The organism is Nosocomiicoccus sp. HMSC059G07 (assembly GCF_001815515.1).
Lineage (GTDB): Bacteria > Bacillota > Bacilli > Staphylococcales > Salinicoccaceae > Nosocomiicoccus > Nosocomiicoccus ampullae_A.
The window spans coordinates 27,770-44,864 of the sequence record NZ_KV820808.1; the positions used below are offsets into that span (position 1 = coordinate 27,770).

Consider the following 17,095-nt stretch of genomic DNA (forward strand, 5'->3'; position numbering starts at 1 on the left):
ATATCTAACAAAATCGCGAAATTTTTGTTAATTATATCTCGTCAAAAGAGAATTAATACTATTTTGATGAATAAAAACTCAACCACACCTGAGTTTTTCATCCAAAACACACGAACAACGATTCTTTTACTAAACAAGATAAAACACCCCATCACCGAGGCGAAGTGTTAGATCACGTCGCGGGTTGGGGTGTTTTTATTTTAGTTCTAATTAGTTAAATAAAATCTTACCGATATCAAGTGGGTGGATGTTTTCGTCGCCTTTATAAACGCGCATGTTTCCACCAGAGATTTCGTCGATTAATAAGATGTCGCCTGTTTCTTTATCTCTACCGAATTCGAGTTTAATGTCGTAGAGTTCTAAGTCTTTTTTGAGTAGCTCGTATTTAATGATGTCACAAATTTGGATCGTGAGTGATTCGATTTCGTCGTACTCTTTGTTTGTGAGGAGTCCTAATATATCGAGCGTTTCTTTTGATGCGACTGGATCTTGTCGTTCATCGTCTTTTAACGTAAATTCTACGACAGGTGATTTTAATACTGTGCCGTTTTCAATGTATTTACCATAGCGTCTGTAGTAACTACCAACCGCAACGTATCGGCAGATGACTTCTAATCCATCTCCGAAGTTTTCGATTTCATTTACGCGCATTTCTTTTTTATCTAAGTCGCTTGAAATGTAGTGTGTTGGGATATTTTTATCTTTTAAAATGTTAAAGAAGTGAGATGTCATTTCTAATCCAGCACGACCTGAACCTTCTACAGTCAGACCAACTTGGTTTTCACCTGGATCAAACACTCCGTCTTTACCTGTCATATCATCTTTAAAATAGAGGACGATATCTCCGTTCGTATCTTTAAATACATCTTTCGTTTTACCAGTATAAATACGTTCCATAACAAACTCCTTACAAATCAGTGATATATTAATCATATAAAAAAATTACGCTATTGTCATTTTAAAATTTAAAAAAACCACCTAACTTTTTTGTTAGATGGTTTCTACATAATCTTATTGTTTATTGAGTTTGTCGTATGCTTCATCTTCAATCGGTAAGTTTGATTTAAAGTATTTACGTGCTTTGTTAAAGTGTGTCACGTTAATAATTCCTAAAACGATAAAAATACCACCGATTATATATGTCACAACCGTATTAAACTGAACGATTGAGTTTGTACCGAAGATGATTAAAAACACGCCAAACCATAATCTAGCCATCGCGTTATAGTAAGCTTTTCTCACGTCTCGTTTCGTACGAATTTGACGTACTTTGTAGATGAAGAACATTAAGAAACTTACGATTAGCGCTGTGACTAATGTAGTAATTAACAATTGAAAACCAGTGCTCATTATTACAACTCCATTCTACTGTAGTATAATTGCTTAAAGGGAATATCACAACTATTACTGAGGTGTTTTTATATGTTTTACAAATTTTTAAATCAATTATCATCACTAAATCAATATAAAAATGAAGCGTTTCAAAAAATTGAATCCGCAAATTCGATTGTGATTTTACGACATATTCGTCCAGATCCAGATGCTTTAGGATCTCAACTCGCTTTAAAAAAGTTTTTACTCAATAAGTTTCCAGAGAAAAAAGTACGCGCTCTCGGAAGTACTGAAGAGAACTTAGAATTTATGGGTGAACTTGACGATGGCGAAATTACTAACGAAGATCTCGTTATTATTTTAGACACGGCTAACGTCGAAAGAATCGACTACGACGGAGATTATAGAAATGGTCAGTACGTTATTAAAATCGACCACCATCCAAATGTCGAGCCATACGGAGATGTTAATATCGTAGAAACATCTGTGTCTTCAACGTGTGAACTGTTATATATGTTTTTATCGTTATTTGATAGTGACGCTATTAATGAGGACGTTAAGTCACTCGCGTATTTAGGAATTGTCGGAGACACTGGTCGATTTTTATATAATTCACATGAAACGACTTATGACGTCATGAGTGACATTTCTAAAGGGGGTTTAGACACGAATAGTCTATTACTAGAACTGTACAAAAAATCGTTAGAAGACTTTAAATTTACTGGGTTTTTAATCAGCAACTTTAACTTAACAGATAGAGGTGTACTCAGTGTCTTTGTGTCGATTGAAGACCGTGAAAAGTACGGGGTAGATGAGGCGAATGCTGCGTTACAAGTGAATGTGTTTAGAGAAGTTGAAGAAGTTAAAGTTTGGTTTATGGCACTTGAAACAGAAAATGATATCCGTGTACGTCTACGTTCTAAAGATGTGCCGATTAATGACGTTGCGCAACATTTTGGTGGTGGCGGACACAAACACGCAAGTGGCGTTCGTTTCAGAAGAAGAGAAGATTTACAGCTGTTAATTGAAAAGTTAGAAGAAAAATTATAAGAGGCGGAGTGAATACGAATGATCAATTTAAATGTGCATAGTAGCTATGAATTTTTAAATAGTAATATTCAAATTGATCGCCTTATAAATATTTTAAAAGAAGACGACCAGCGTTCTGTTGCGATTACGGACTTCAATAGTATGCACGGTGCATATGAGTTTTTACAAAAAGCACAGACAAATGATATAAAACCTATCGTTGGACTAGAGATTAGTATAGAAGATGATTTTAAGACGAGCGATATTGTGTTGTATGCAAAAAGTTTAAAAGGTTTTTATTTTCTATCTAAACTATCTTCTAGAATTAGTTATAAAAAAACTGAAGTCATTCCATTATCATTTCTAAGCGATATTACAGACTGTATTGCGGTTCTTAAAAATGATGAAGGACTTAACATCTTTGAATATATAAACATCCCTGACGAGGATAAGTATACTGCGCATACTGTTAATAGTACGTATAAAAAAGCCTACATTCGTCCGAGTTACTACTATAAAAAAAGTGATGCTGCAGTCGTTAACGTATTAAATGCCATTAAAGAGAACGAAAAAATAGACTTACAATATTTAAACGAAACAGACGGTGACGACTTTATTAAACTACAAGCGGATGTCGCTAAATATAGTGATTATTTAGAAACGAACAAAGAAATCGTCGATAAATGTGACGTCTATCTGCCGAAAGTGGAATATACACTACCGAAGTTTACAGAAGGGTCAAGTGAAGAGTTATTAAAAGAAGAATTAAAAGATGCGATAAAACGTAAAATAGGACATATGACAGACGCATACCGTGACCGACTAAATAAAGAATATACAACAATCGTCAACATGGGATTTGCAGATTATTTTTTAATCGTTTCAGATCTCATCAGATATTGTAAAAACAATGAAATTTATGTCGGTCCAGGTCGTGGGTCATCTGGAGCGAGTTTAGTCGCGTATTTACTTGATATTACTGACATTGATCCGATCGAGTACGATTTACTATTTGAACGATTTTTAAACGAAGAGCGTGTCACGATGCCAGATATCGATATCGACTTTGCATCTGTCGATCGTCCGAAAGTAATCGATTATTTACAGCAAAAATACGGCGAAATGCACGTTGCGAACATTTTAACTTATAACAATATGACAGCTAAAAGTGCTGCGCGTGAAGTGGGCCGTATATTTAGCTTTAATGACAGTGAACTAAAAGAAATTTCAAACATTATCGATGAAAATAATGTTGACCTTGAACAAGCATTTAACTCTGACAGATTTAACAACTTAATTGAAACAAATGTTAAATATAAGCTGTTAAAAAAATACGCATTAAAAATAGAAAACTTACCACGAAACACTTCAATTCATGCTAGTGGGGTACTGCTTGGTAGAAATCCTTTAAACGAAGAAATACCAATCATGTTTAATGAAACAGGTGTCATAAGTCAGTGGCCGATGGAAGACTGTGAAAAAGTTGGGCTTTTAAAAATCGACGTCTTAAGTTTACAGACGCTGTCGTTAATTCGCTATATGAGTACTCGTATCAAAACACGTAATCACGATTTTGACGTAAATAAAATACCTTTAGACGATAAAAAAACATTTCGACTATTATCTGCTGGAATGACAGCTGGTATATTCCAATTAGAATCTGATGGAATTACGAAAGTAATCGAACGTTACAAACCGAATAGTTTACTCGATCTTGCGCTCGTTCTTGCGATGTACAGACCAGGTCCGATGAAACAAATCGACCATATCATCGACATTAAACATTCTTCAAAAAAAGTCATTTATCCGCATGATGATTTAAAAGAAATTTTAAAAGATACGTACGGAGTCATGATATTTCAGGAACAAATTATGCAGACGACTCGAAAAATTGCAGGGTTTAGTTTGCAAGAAGCGGATATTACACGACGCGCGATGGCGAAAAAGAACCGCGACGAGTTAATGCGTGAAAAAAGTAAGTTCATTGAAGGCGCTGAGAGGAATCACTATAGCCGTGAAGTGAGTGAACACTTATTTGATTTAATTTTAAAATTCGCTGATTACGGTTTTCCAAAAAGTCACGCGCTCGTCTATGCGTTAATTACGTACAGAATGGCGTATATAAAAGCACATTTCCCGGAAGAGTTTTATGCGGTCATGCTGCTTGACCATAAGACGAAAGAAGAAAAACTTGCAAATACGTTACGTGAGTTAAAACGATTAAAGGTTCATATAAAACGACCAAGTATTCATGAGTCGTTTTATAACAATACGAGCAAAGACGGATTACGTCTCGGATTTTCGATGATTAAATATATAACGAAAGATATCTCAAATGCAATTGTTGAAGCAAGAAAAGAGAAACAGTTTGAAGACGTGTACGATTTTGTATCACGTATGAATCAGTTAGGTATAAGATTAAACGAAAGACAACTTCGCGCTTTAATTCTTTCAGGTGCGTTCGATGACTTTAATCGCTCGAGAAAGTCGTTATTACAACAATCTAAAAAAGCATTAGATTCCATTAAAGATGGCGTAGACCAAATTAATTTACTCGACATGGTGCTCGGTTTAACAATAATTCGCCCTGAGGATGAAGACGTCGAAGAAATGGCCCAACAAGAACTCATCGATGGAGAAACCGAAATGCTTGGATTTAATATTTCAGAGCATCCAATCATTACAAAACATAATGATGTTCAATATATTCCGTTTTCATTACTCGATCATAAGTCTAATAAACAACGAGGTATTTTTCTCGTTTCTATACTTAGTGTGAGACAAATAAGAACGAAGAAAAATGACGACATGGCTTACGTATCAATCACAGACGGGCATACTGAAATGGATGCGGTACTTTTCCCGAAAGACTATATGATCAACTTATCAAAACTTCAACAAGATATACTCGTAATCGACGGTCGGATGGATGAGTACAGAGATAAAAAACAATTAATCATCTCAAGGTTATATATTGTGGATAATTTTATAAGAAATTATATTAAAGATACGAAGTATGTCTATGTAAGAAATTACGAAGATACGCAGTTTAAAAAGCTGTTATCATCGGAAGGAATTCCAGTTTTTGATATGGAACAAACGAAACTTGGACACATGCAACATAACAATTTAAATCGACTTATTAATCTGTTAGGAAAAGAAAATGTACGTTTTATGAAATGAAAATTGCTTGAAAATTTAAATCATGTTATTATCAGTGGTACGACCACTGAAATGGCAGGTATAAAATGAACCAGAAAACTAGATTTGAATATATTTTAACTGAACTAGAAAAAATCATTCGTGAGACGAATATTCAACCTGGAGACCGACTTCCAAGTGAACGATATTTAAAAGAAGAGCTAAACGTTTCGCGTCAAAGTGTACGTGAAGCTTTAAGAGCGTTAGAAATGTTAGGTGTCGTTCACGTGAAAATTGGAGAAGGTACATATCTCGCTGATTTTAAAGAACATCGATTATTTGATATCATCGGACGATTTTTAATTAAAACGGATGCACAACGTGATGAGTTAATGGAAATCAACGAATTATTCGAACGATATATCGATGAAAAATATGACGGCAAAAAAACGGTTGAAGAATCGGATAATTTAATATTATCTACAATTTATACGATCATTAAAAAATATACAGATTAACAAAATGTCGAGGGGAAATTATGTTAAAAGACTTATTTTATAAACTTAACAAAAAAGTAAACGAACCGACCAAAAAAGGAACATATAAAGATTCAGAACCAGTAATGACAAAATGTCCACAGTGTAAAAGCTTACTCTATACAAAAGAGTTAGTAAGTAATGTCCACGTGTGTCCAAAATGTGAGTATCATTTCCCAATCACTAGTGACGAGCGTCTCGACGCATTATTCGATAAAAATAGTAAAAAGTTATTATTCACAAATATTACGTCGAAAAACCCATTAAACTTCCCGAATTACGTGTCAAAGTTAGAAAACGATAAGCGTCGAACGGGGCTCAATGAAGCGCTTCGTGTTGCACATGGAGAAATTGACGGACACGAAGTCGTGATCGCTGTGATGGATACACGCGTCCGCATGGGTAGTATGGGAAGTGCGGTTGGTGAAATGCTCGCACAAGCATTTAACTATGCAACGGACCATCGTTTACCCGTCATCGTGTTCACAGCAAGTGGTGGAGCGAGAATGCAAGAAGGTATTTTATCGTTAATGCAGATGGCAAAAGTATCTGTAGCGATAGAGCGCCATTCTAGTCACGGACTATTATATGTCGCATATATGACGCATCCAACAACAGGTGGAGTCAGTGCGTCTTTTGCATCTGTCGGTGATATTAACTTAGCGGAAAGCGGTGCGTTAATTGGATTTGCTGGGCGCCGAGTAATTGAAGAGACGATCAAAGAGAAATTGCCGAAAGATTTCCAAACGGCAGAGTTTTTAATCGAACACGGTCAACTCGACAAAGTGGTAGACCGAACGGAAATGAGATCTGTATTAGCTCAAATATTAAGGTTGCATAGTTAGGGGTGAGTGTATGTCTGAAACGAGAAGAGATACTGTACAAGATTTAAAAGACAGAATCGAAGAGTTAAAAGGTTATGAAGAAAAAAACAATATCGATTTATCAAAAGAAATCGATGCACTAAACGATAAAATTAAGATGATGACACGCACACTAACACCTTGGCAGCAAGTAGAGCTTGCTAGAAAGTTAGAGCGTCCAACGACGTTAGAATACATCGAAGCAATTTGCGATGAATTTATCGAGTTTGCTGGAGACCGTGCGTATGGAGATGACCGTGCAATTATCGGTGGTGTCGCAAGCATTAACGGCACACCAGTGACTGTTATCGGTCACCAACGCGGGATGTCGACAAGAGAAAACATTAAACGCAACTTCGGTATGCCACATCCTGAAGGTTACCGTAAAGCACTCAGGTTAATGGAGCAAGCAGAAAAGTTTAAACGTCCAATCGTTACATTTATCGATACGAAAGGTGCGTATCCAGGTAAAGAAGCAGAAGAACGCGGACAAAGTGAAGCGATTGCTAAAAACCTCGTAAAGATGGCTGGATTTAACGTCCCGATCATTTCTATTGTTATCGGTGAAGGTGGATCTGGAGGAGCGCTAGGAATTGGCGTATGTGATCATCTTTATATGCTAGAAAACAGTACGTATTCAGTCATTTCTCCTGAAGGTGCTGCGAGTATTTTATTTAAAGATGCATCGTTAAAAGAAGTAGCAGCAAAATCATTAAAGTTAACAGCTGCAGACCTTTACGAGTTAGGCGTTGCTGATTTTGTAATTGAAGAACCGGAGGGCGGTGCACACGTCGACAAACCGTTCGTATATAAACAAACAAAAGAAGCGATTATAAATGGTCTTGAACAATTAAGTGAAATCGACGATTCATCACGTCTTGATGTACGATTTGAAAAGTATATGGCGATCGGTGATTTTAAAGTTGAAGATAATTAATACAAATTTAACTCTCTTTTAAGTAGAATACTTAGTAAGAGAGTTATTTTTATAAATAGAAAGAAGTGTGTAATTGTGAAACGTATTGCAGTATTAACTAGTGGTGGAGATGCACCTGGCATGAACGCAGCAGTTCGAGCTGTCGTACGTACTAGTATTAATAGAGGGTTACAAGTATTTGGAATCTCCCACGGCTTTTTAGGTTTGATCCGTGGAGATATTAAACGCATGGAATTATCCGACGTCGGTGATATTATTCAGCGTGGTGGAACGGCATTATATTCTGCTCGCTGTAACGAATTTAAAGATGAAGAAATACAGCAAATGGCAGTTAAAATTTTAAAAGAGTTTGAAATAGAAGGACTCGTTGTCATCGGAGGAGACGGGACGTTTAGAGGTGCGTATGCACTTGAAAAACACGGAATTAAAACAATAGCGATTCCAGCAACAATCGATAACGACATTCCGTTTACTGAAAGCTCAATTGGATTTGATTCAGCATTAAACACAGTTGTTGAAGCCGTCGATAGAATAAGAGATACAGCAACGAGCCACGAACGTACATTTATTATTGAAGTTATGGGTAGAGATAGTGGAATGCTCGCATTATATAGCGGCATCGCAAGTGGTGCAGAGTCGGTTTTAATACCAGAAGTACCATATAATATAAACGACGTTGCTACAAAAATTAAACGAGGGATTGAACGTGGGAAAACACATTCGATAATAATCGTTGCAGAAGGGGTTATGTCTGCAGAAAAATGTAGTAAACTATTAAGTGAACAATTAAATATTGAATCACGAATTAGTGTCCTTGGACACATTCAAAGAGGGGGACGACCGTCTTCAAAAGACCGTATACTTGCTTCTAGATTCGGATATGAAGCTGTCAATTTATTACTAGAAGGACAATCTGGACAAATGGTGTACTTAACACAAAACTCAATAAAACATGTCGATTACGATACGGTTTTAAATCATGAAAAGAAAATTGATATATCACTCATTGATATAATTAATGAGTTATCTATTTAGGAGGATATTATGCGTAGAACTAAAATAATTTGTACGATTGGACCAGCATCAGAAAGTGAAGAAACATTAGAAAAATTAATGCACGCTGGTATGAACATCGCGAGACTGAACTTTTCACACGGTGACCATGAAGAGCATTTAAATCGTATTAAGAGGATTCGAAAAGTTTCAAAAAAACTTGAAAAACACATCGGTATTCTACTCGATACAAAAGGTCCTGAGATTAGAACTCACAATATGAAAGACGGTGTTGTTCATCTTGTTAAAAATCAAAAGCTTGCCGTTCATATGAATGAAGTACTCGGAGATTCTGAAAAAATTTCTATTTCTTATAATGGTCTGATTCACGATGTAAAAGTAGGAGACGAGATTTTAATCGATGACGGAATTATTACTTTAAAAATCGATGAGCTTGACTATGATAACGAAGTCATTCATACGACAGTTTTAAATGAAGGTGAAGTAAAAAATAAAAAAGGCGTAAACGTTCCTCAAGTTAAAGTGAACTTACCGTCGATGACTGAAAAAGATGAAAGTGACATTTTATTTGGTATTGAAAACGAAGTAGATTTCATCGCACCGTCATTTATCCGTAAAAAAGATGACGTATTAAAAATTCGTGAACTTCTTGAAGGAAACAACGGTAGCTACATTAAAATCATTCCTAAAATTGAAAACCAAGAAGGTATCGATAATATCGACGAAATTTTACTCGTATCAGACGGTTTAATGGTTGCTCGTGGAGATCTAGGTGTTGAAATCCCGACCGAAGCTGTACCACTTGCACAAAAAGAACTTATTAAAAAATGTAACTTTGCAGGGAAACCAGTCATTACAGCAACACAAATGTTAGATTCAATGCAACATAATCCGCGCTGTACACGTGCAGAAGCTAGTGACGTTGCGAATGCAATATACGACGGAAGTGACGCAGTCATGTTATCTGGAGAAACTGCAGCTGGTGAATATCCAGTAGAAGCTGTAACGACGATGGCAAACATTGCGACGTCAAGTGAAGCAGCACAAGATTATAAGAAGCTATTATCAGATCGTACGAAAGTCCAAGATACTACAGTAACGACAGCAATTGGAGTTTCCGCAGCACATACTGCGTTAAACTTAAACTGTCGTGCAATTGTTGCGGCAACTGAATCTGGACATACTGCAAAAATGATTTCAAAATATCGTCCACAGTGTGATATTATCGCAGTCACTCCATATGATTATGTCGCTAGACAGCTTGAACTCGTATGGGGCGTTCAACCGATTGTTGCTCCAAAGTTAAGTAATACAGATGAAGTACTCAACGGTTCAGTGCAATCTGTCGTTGAAAAAGGATACGCTAATGAAGGTGATTTAATTATTATCACAGCTGGTGTGCCGACAGGACAAGCTGGAACGACAAACTTAATGAAGTTACACGTCGTTGGAGATACGTTAATCACCGCTCAAGGAATAGGAAAATTAACTGGCTACGGTGAAGTAGTTATGGCGAAATCATATGATGAACTTGCCAAAATCGATACGACAGGGAAAATCGTTTTACTAGAAAAAGTTGATGGTATAATGACACCACACTTAGTGAAAGCGGCAGGGTTAATTACTGTTGAAGGTGGTCTAACAAGTCCTGGAGCAATCGTCGGTTTAAATTTAGAGTTACCGACAATCGTTGGAGCAACAGATGCGTTTGACATATTAAAACCAGGCATGAAAGTAACTGTCGACAGTGAACAGCATGTCGTTTATAGTGGACATGCAGACGTACTGTAATTGAGGAGGATACGAATGAAAAAGCTTGTCATAAGTATTTTTTCAGCAACGTTACTTTTAAGTGCATGTAGTAATAGTAATGATGGTGAAGAAGAAGTAAAAGAAGTTAAACAAGATAAATCTATGACGTCAGAATCGTTAATCGACGAAGTTGTCGCGAACAACCAAGATGTGATTTCTTATGAAGAGCGTGGGACGCTTACGATGAACGATGAAGACGAATTAAACTTTATAGTTACTATTGATAATGATGAAAATGTAAAGTTTGAAGTTGATGCCTCTGACTCGGTCTTTACATTATATGATGTAAATGGTGAAAAGAAAGTCTTAACAAATGGTGAATTTGAAACGAGTGACATTGAACTAAATCCATTAACGTATAGTGAGCTAGTTGAAAAACTTAAAGAATTACCAAAAGGCGATCTTAAGACAGATAAAGATGTTTACGTCATTACTTACGATTTACTGACAATTGAAGATTTATCTATATTTAGTAATGAACTTGCATCTAATTTACAAGATTATGATGTTGAAAATTTATCATTAACACTTCAAGTGAATGCCGACTATAAGGTCGTGCGTGCAGATGTCGAAGGTATCTTAAGTGACGATAAAGAAAATTATGATATTAAAGGCTTTGCAACATTTGAAAACATTGGGGAAGTAGAACAAATAGAAGTACCGAAAGGAGAGTAGTTTATCTACTCTCTTTTTAGTTATAAATTAAACTTATTAAAAAGTATAAGAAACTTAATTTTTAGTTATAGTTAAAAAATATAAATGATTCTATGTTTTAAGACCGTTCTATATCAACCGTCACAATAGTCTTTGATATAAAATTCACAAATAAGTGTATGAATTAAACGTAAGCACCTATATACAAAGTTTGCTATAATGAAATTAAATAAATCGTTTAAAGATATATGGGGGGTTAAATTCTATGCCTGAAATGAAAGCTGGTTTAGAAGGTGTAGTAATTGGAGAGTCAAGAATTAGTTCTATTATCGGAACTCAGCTAACATATGCTGGTTATGAAATTGATGACTTAGCCGAAAATGCAACGTTTGAAGAAGTCGTTTATTTACTATGGAACGACCGCTTACCAAACGAAGAAGAGTTAAAACAATTTGAAGCGGACTTATTTAAATATATGTCACTCGCTCATGAAGACGAAGAAGTATTTAAAATTTTCGCTAAAACAGGTAATCAGCCGATGGCTGCATTAAGAACGTCAATTTCATATCTAGGTATGCTTGACGATGAAGCGGATATTTTAACTGAAGAAGCAAACAAGAATAAATCAATCCGTATTCAAGGAGCGATTCCTGCGATTGTTGCTAACTTTGACCGCTTTAGAAAAGGTTTAGATGTTGTTAAACCTAAAGAAGAATACGGCTTTGCTAAAAACTTCTTATATATGTTATACGGTGAAGAGCCGACAGATGTACAAGTCGAAGCGATGGAAAAAGCACTTATTTTACACGCTGATCACGAAATTAACGCATCGACATTTACTGCTCGCGTATGTGTTGCGACGTTATCTGACTTATATTCAGGAACAGTTGCTGCGATTGGAGCATTAAAAGGACCACTACACGGCGGTGCAAACGAACAAGTGATGAACATGTTAACTGAAATCGGTAGTTTAGATAAAGTTGACGAATATATCCATAAAAAGCTTGAAAACAAAGAGAAAATTATGGGTATCGGACACCGCGTATATAAAGAAGGAGATCCGCGTGCGAAGTACTTAAAAGAAATGTCTCGTAAGTTAACTGAAGAGACAGGTGAACCTGAATTATACGAAATGTCGACACGCATCGCTGAAATTGTAGAAGAAGAAAAAGGGTTATTACCAAACGTCGATTTCTTCAGTGCATCAGTGTATCACTCAATGGGTATTTCACATGATTTATTTACTCCAATATTCGCTGTCAGCCGTACGTCAGGTTGGCTTGCACATATGTTAGAACAATATGCAAATAACCGACTCATTCGTCCACGCGCAGAGTACACTGGATATACGAGTAGAAAATACGAACCAATTGAAAGTAGATAATTTTATACACATAAAGGAGATTATATAATGGCAGAGAAAATTACTTTAAAAGACGGCGTTTTAAACGTACCAAACACACCAATTATTCCTTTTATTGAAGGAGACGGAATCGGTAAAGATATTTGGCCAGCAGCTAAAAAAGTAATCGATAGCGCTGTTGAAAAAGCGTACAACGGTGAAAAGAAAATTGAATGGTTAGAAGTTTACGCAGGACAAAAAGCATTCGATAAAACTGGCGAGTGGTTACCACAAGATACACTCGACAAAATTAGTGAGTACTTAATCGCAATTAAAGGACCACTTACTACACCAATCGGTGGAGGTATCCGTTCATTAAACGTTGCGTTAAGACAACAACTTGATCTCTACGTATGCTTACGTCCAGTAAGACATTACAGCGGTGTACCGTCACCAGTTAAAAATCCTGAAGACGTCGATATGGCGATTTTCCGTGAAAACACTGAAGACATTTATGCTGGTATCGAGTTTGAATCAGGTAGCGATGATGCTAAAAAGCTGATCAACTTCTTACAAGATGAAATGAATGTGACTAACATTCGTTTCCCAGAAACATCTGGAATTGGTGTTAAACCAGTATCTAAAGAAGGTTCTGAACGCTTAATTAGAGCAGCAATTGAATATGCACTAGTGCATAATAAACCGACTGTTACACTCGTTCATAAAGGTAACATCATGAAATTCACTGAAGGTGGATTTAAAAAATGGGGTTACGAGTTAGCTGAAAGAGAATATGGTGACAAAGTATTCACATGGGATGAATACGATAGAATCGTTGAAAAAGAAGGTAAAGAAGCTGCAAACAAAGCACAAGATGAAGCGGTTAAAGCAGGTAAGGTCATTATCCAGGACTCAATCGCAGATATCTTCTTACAACAAATTCTATTAAATCCATTAGATCACTCAGTTGTTGCAACGATGAACTTAAACGGAGACTACATCTCTGACGCGCTTGCAGCACAAGTTGGTGGAGTAGGGATCGCACCAGGTGCGAACATTAACTACGACACAGGACATGCAATCTTTGAAGCGACTCATGGTACAGCACCTAAATATGCTGGTTTAGACGTTGTGAACCCGTCATCAGTAATTTTATCTGCAGTACTTATGTTAGAACACCTCGGTTGGAAAGAAGCAGCTGAGTTAATTAACAAATCTATGGAAACGACAATTGCTAACAAAACAGTCACATACGACTTCGCGAGACTAATGGACAATGCAACAGAAGTGAAAACTTCTGAGTTCGGTGACTTATTAGTAGAAAACATGTAATAGAGAGTATATAGAACCACATCAGTGGTTCTATTTTTTATTTGTTTCTTATATACTGGATAAGACTATAATTAAAGGAGAATTATAATGAAAGACGACACAATGAAAGACTTAACATTACTCGGAAATCAAAATGTTCAATATCCGACAACGTATGATAACAGTGTGTTAGAGACGTTTGATAATAGTCATCCTGAAATGGATTATATGGTGAAGTTTAATTGTCCAGAATTTACGACACTGTGTCCGATGACGAATCAACCAGATTTCGCAACGATTTATATTAGTTATATCCCTGATATTAAAATGGTAGAGAGTAAATCTTTAAAGTTATACTTATTTAGCTATAGAAATCATGGAGGCTTTCATGAAGCAGCTGTGAACACGATTATGAGAGATTTAATCGACTTAATGGATCCAAAATATATTGAAGTGTGGGGTAAATTCACACCGCGAGGTGGAATTTCAATCGATCCATATGCAAACTACGGTAAACCAGGAACGAAATTTGAAAAAATGGCTGAAAAACGTCTTTTTGAACACGATATGTATCCTGAAAAAATTGATAATAGATAGGAAGTTTATATGTCTAAAGCATTAATTGTATTTAGTGGTGGTCAAGACAGTACGACATGTTTAGCATACGCATTAAAACATTACGATGAAGTAGAAACAATGACTTTTCACTATAATCAAAGACACGCTGAAGAAGTTGAAATCGCTCAAAAAATCTCAAAAGATTTTAACGTAAAAAACACTTGTATCGATGTATCGTTAATTAACGATTTAACAGAAAATGCGTTAACGAGAGATATCGACATAAAATCAGATGGTGACGTGCCGAATACATTTGTCCCTGGTCGAAACATATTATTTTTTAATATCGCGAGTATCGCGGCGTATCAAATCGGTGCTGATACGATTGTAACAGGTGTCAGTGAAACTGATTTTAGTGGTTATCCGGATTGTAGAAGTGACTTTGTTACAGCGTTAGAGCATGCGATACATCTAGGACTCGATCGTCATATTAAAATTGACACACCACTTATGGATAAGGATAAAAGTGAAGTGTGGGAAATGGCAGATGAACTCGGTGTATTTGATTATGTTAAAAATGAAACGCTCACGTGTTATAACGGTATAAAAGGATCAGGGTGTGGAGAGTGCCCGGCTTGTATTCTTAGAAATGAAGGATTAGAAGAGTACGAGAAAAGGAAGTTCAATTAAACATTTGAATATGAGATATACTTAAACCCCTATTGAAATATTGTATATTTTCTGACAGAATAGACAGATATATACTTTTAATGGGGGTTTATATATGGAGAACATTAATAAAAAGGGTGGCGTGTTCCAGAAGTTTCTCGACTTCGTTGAGAAATCTGGTAATAGGTTACCACACCCTGTGACTTTGTTTTTCCTACTTGCGGTTTTAACATTAGTCGCTTCTGCGATTTTATCTGCGATAGGAATTTCAGTCGCGCATCCAGGTGACAAAAACGAAATCATTGAGGTCAATAACTTATTAAGTAAAGACGGAATTACATATATATTTGAAAATATGGTCGATAACTTTATCAACTTCGCACCATTAGGTGTCGTACTTACAACGATGCTTGGTATTGGTATCGCAGAACGCTCTGGTTTAATTTCTGCAGCGTTACGTGGTTTCATCTTAGCAATTCCGAAGTCTTTAATTACTGCAGGGTTAGTGTTTGCAGGGATTATGTCGTCACTCGCAAGTGACGCAGGATACGTTGTATTACCACCACTAGGGGCAGTTATTTTCTTAGCACTTGGTAGACACCCAATCGCAGGACTTGCTGCAGCGTTTGCTGGGGTATCTGCAGGGTTTAGTGCGAACCTCTTACTAAGTGGTACGGATGCGATGCTCGCAGAACTTTCAATGGACGCAGCTAAAATGATCGATCCAGCGTACGTTGAGACGATGAACGTCGCGATGAACTATTACTTTATCGCAGCGAGTGTGTTCGTGTTAACGTTAGTCGGTTGGTTCGTTTCAGATAAAATCGTCGAACCACGTCTAGGTACGTATGACTCTAAATATTTAAACACAGATGATTCAGAAGATATGCATGCGTTAAACGATTTAGAGAAAAAAGGATTACTTTACGCATTTATTTCAATTATTGTTTCAGTATTACTTGTTTCTTTACTCGTTGCATTCCCATTCTCACCAATGCGTGGAGATGAAGGTAGTTACATGGATCAGATTATCCAGTCACCGTTCATGTCAAGCTTAGTACCAATCATTGCAATTTTATTCTTTATACCTGGTCTCGTTTATGGTCTTGTTACAAAAACGATTAAAGGTGAAAAAGATGTTGCGCATCAGTTAACAGATACGATGAACACAATGGGTACAATTATCGTACTTGCATTTACTGCTGGTCAATTCGTTGCATATTTCGCCGAAAGTAACATCGGTATGGTAATCGGTGTTTATGGTGCAGAATTACTTGAGAGTTTAAACTTAAAAGGGATTCCTTTAATTATAGGGTTCATTTTAGTTACAGCATTCATTAACTTATTCATCGGAAGTGCATCAGCTAAATGGGCGATGATGGCACCGATATTCGTTCCAATATTAATGCAACTCGGTTACTCACCAGAATTAACGACAATGGCATATCGTATCGCAGACTCAAGTACAAACATCATTACACCATTAATGACGTACTTCGCAGTCATTATCGCGTTTGCCAATAAATATGTAAAAGATATCGGAGTCGGAACATTAATTTCAATTATGCTACCGTACTCAATATTTTTCTTAATCACATGGTCAATATTCCTAATCGTTTGGATGCTACTTGGATTACCACTTGGACCAAACGCGCCGATTATATATCCATAGAAATTATAAATCTCTCAATAGTGTATTACAAAACTATTGAGAGATTTTATTATAATTAAAATTTAATTTACATAGCTAATAAATGTGTATTTTATTTCCTAAGTATTATTTAGTATTGTTGGAAAATATAAGTAAAAGGATACTTGTTAATGAATTGCTTAAATGATAGTATGAAAACGATAACATTTTTGATAAATCCAATTAAAATGGATTCAATTCATAATA

General features: G+C 36.2%; 15 protein-coding genes. 13 read left to right on the top strand and 2 right to left on the bottom strand.

The window, feature by feature from the left end; genetic code table 11:
• Positions 1-210 precede the first annotated feature (210 nt).
• Positions 211-897 (bottom strand): phosphoribosylaminoimidazolesuccinocarboxamide synthase, encoded by a 687-nt coding sequence (locus HMPREF3029_RS03140; RefSeq protein WP_070709720.1) that lies wholly within the window; start codon positions 895-897, stop codon positions 211-213.
• Between the two features lie 114 nt (positions 898-1,011).
• The gene (locus HMPREF3029_RS03145) at positions 1,012-1,350 is read right to left on the bottom strand and encodes a YtpI family protein (protein ID WP_070709723.1); all 339 of its coding nucleotides are present in this window, start codon (positions 1,348-1,350) and stop codon (positions 1,012-1,014) included.
• Positions 1,351-1,422: 72 nt separating this feature from the next.
• Here HMPREF3029_RS03145 and HMPREF3029_RS03150 point away from each other — a divergent pair, with 72 nt between their 5' ends.
• The 13 genes from HMPREF3029_RS03150 (at position 1,423) to HMPREF3029_RS03210 (ending at position 16,870) form a co-directional block, all read left to right on the top strand.
• Complete coding sequence (locus tag HMPREF3029_RS03150) at positions 1,423-2,382, top strand: DHH family phosphoesterase (protein WP_070709726.1); 960 nt, start codon at positions 1,423-1,425, stop codon at positions 2,380-2,382.
• 18 nt (positions 2,383-2,400) lie between these two features.
• Positions 2,401-5,544, top strand: coding sequence for a DNA polymerase III subunit alpha (locus tag HMPREF3029_RS03155; protein ID WP_070709729.1), 3,144 nt, complete (start codon positions 2,401-2,403; stop codon positions 5,542-5,544).
• Positions 5,545-5,609: 65 nt separating this feature from the next.
• Complete coding sequence (locus HMPREF3029_RS03160) at positions 5,610-6,020, top strand: FadR/GntR family transcriptional regulator (RefSeq protein WP_068129303.1); 411 nt, start codon at positions 5,610-5,612, stop codon at positions 6,018-6,020.
• A 20-nt stretch (positions 6,021-6,040) separates the two neighbouring features.
• Positions 6,041-6,883 carry an acetyl-CoA carboxylase, carboxyltransferase subunit beta gene (accD, locus tag HMPREF3029_RS03165; protein ID WP_040928723.1) on the top strand — a complete coding sequence of 281 codons (843 nt, stop codon included), beginning with the start codon at positions 6,041-6,043 and terminating at the stop codon, positions 6,881-6,883.
• Positions 6,884-6,893: 10 nt separating this feature from the next.
• Positions 6,894-7,838, top strand: a complete 945-nt coding sequence (locus HMPREF3029_RS03170) for an acetyl-CoA carboxylase carboxyltransferase subunit alpha (RefSeq protein WP_068129304.1) — start codon at positions 6,894-6,896, stop codon at positions 7,836-7,838.
• 75 nt (positions 7,839-7,913) lie between these two features.
• Positions 7,914-8,873 (top strand): 6-phosphofructokinase, encoded by a 960-nt coding sequence (pfkA, locus tag HMPREF3029_RS03175; protein ID WP_068129306.1) that lies wholly within the window; start codon positions 7,914-7,916, stop codon positions 8,871-8,873.
• 9 nt (positions 8,874-8,882) lie between these two features.
• Positions 8,883-10,643 carry a pyruvate kinase gene (pyk, locus tag HMPREF3029_RS03180; RefSeq protein ID WP_068129308.1) on the top strand — a complete coding sequence of 587 codons (1,761 nt, stop codon included), beginning with the start codon at positions 8,883-8,885 and terminating at the stop codon, positions 10,641-10,643.
• 15 nt (positions 10,644-10,658) lie between these two features.
• The gene (locus tag HMPREF3029_RS03185; RefSeq protein WP_070709732.1) at positions 10,659-11,339 is read left to right on the top strand and encodes a hypothetical protein; all 681 of its coding nucleotides are present in this window, start codon (positions 10,659-10,661) and stop codon (positions 11,337-11,339) included.
• 244 nt (positions 11,340-11,583) lie between these two features.
• Positions 11,584-12,702 (top strand): citrate synthase, encoded by a 1,119-nt coding sequence (gene citZ, locus HMPREF3029_RS03190; protein ID WP_070709735.1) that lies wholly within the window; start codon positions 11,584-11,586, stop codon positions 12,700-12,702.
• Between the two features lie 27 nt (positions 12,703-12,729).
• The gene (gene icd / locus HMPREF3029_RS03195) at positions 12,730-13,992 is read left to right on the top strand and encodes an NADP-dependent isocitrate dehydrogenase (protein ID WP_070622786.1); all 1,263 of its coding nucleotides are present in this window, start codon (positions 12,730-12,732) and stop codon (positions 13,990-13,992) included.
• Positions 13,993-14,079: 87 nt separating this feature from the next.
• Complete coding sequence (gene queF, locus HMPREF3029_RS03200) at positions 14,080-14,568, top strand: preQ(1) synthase (protein WP_070456760.1); 489 nt, start codon at positions 14,080-14,082, stop codon at positions 14,566-14,568.
• A 9-nt stretch (positions 14,569-14,577) separates the two neighbouring features.
• A complete protein-coding gene (gene queC / locus HMPREF3029_RS03205; RefSeq protein ID WP_070709738.1) occupies positions 14,578-15,219 on the top strand; it encodes a 7-cyano-7-deazaguanine synthase QueC in 642 nt (213 codons plus the stop codon).
• Positions 15,220-15,313: 94 nt separating this feature from the next.
• A complete protein-coding gene (locus HMPREF3029_RS03210) occupies positions 15,314-16,870 on the top strand; it encodes an AbgT family transporter (RefSeq protein WP_070709741.1) in 1,557 nt (518 codons plus the stop codon).
• Positions 16,871-17,095: the final 225 nt, after the last annotated feature.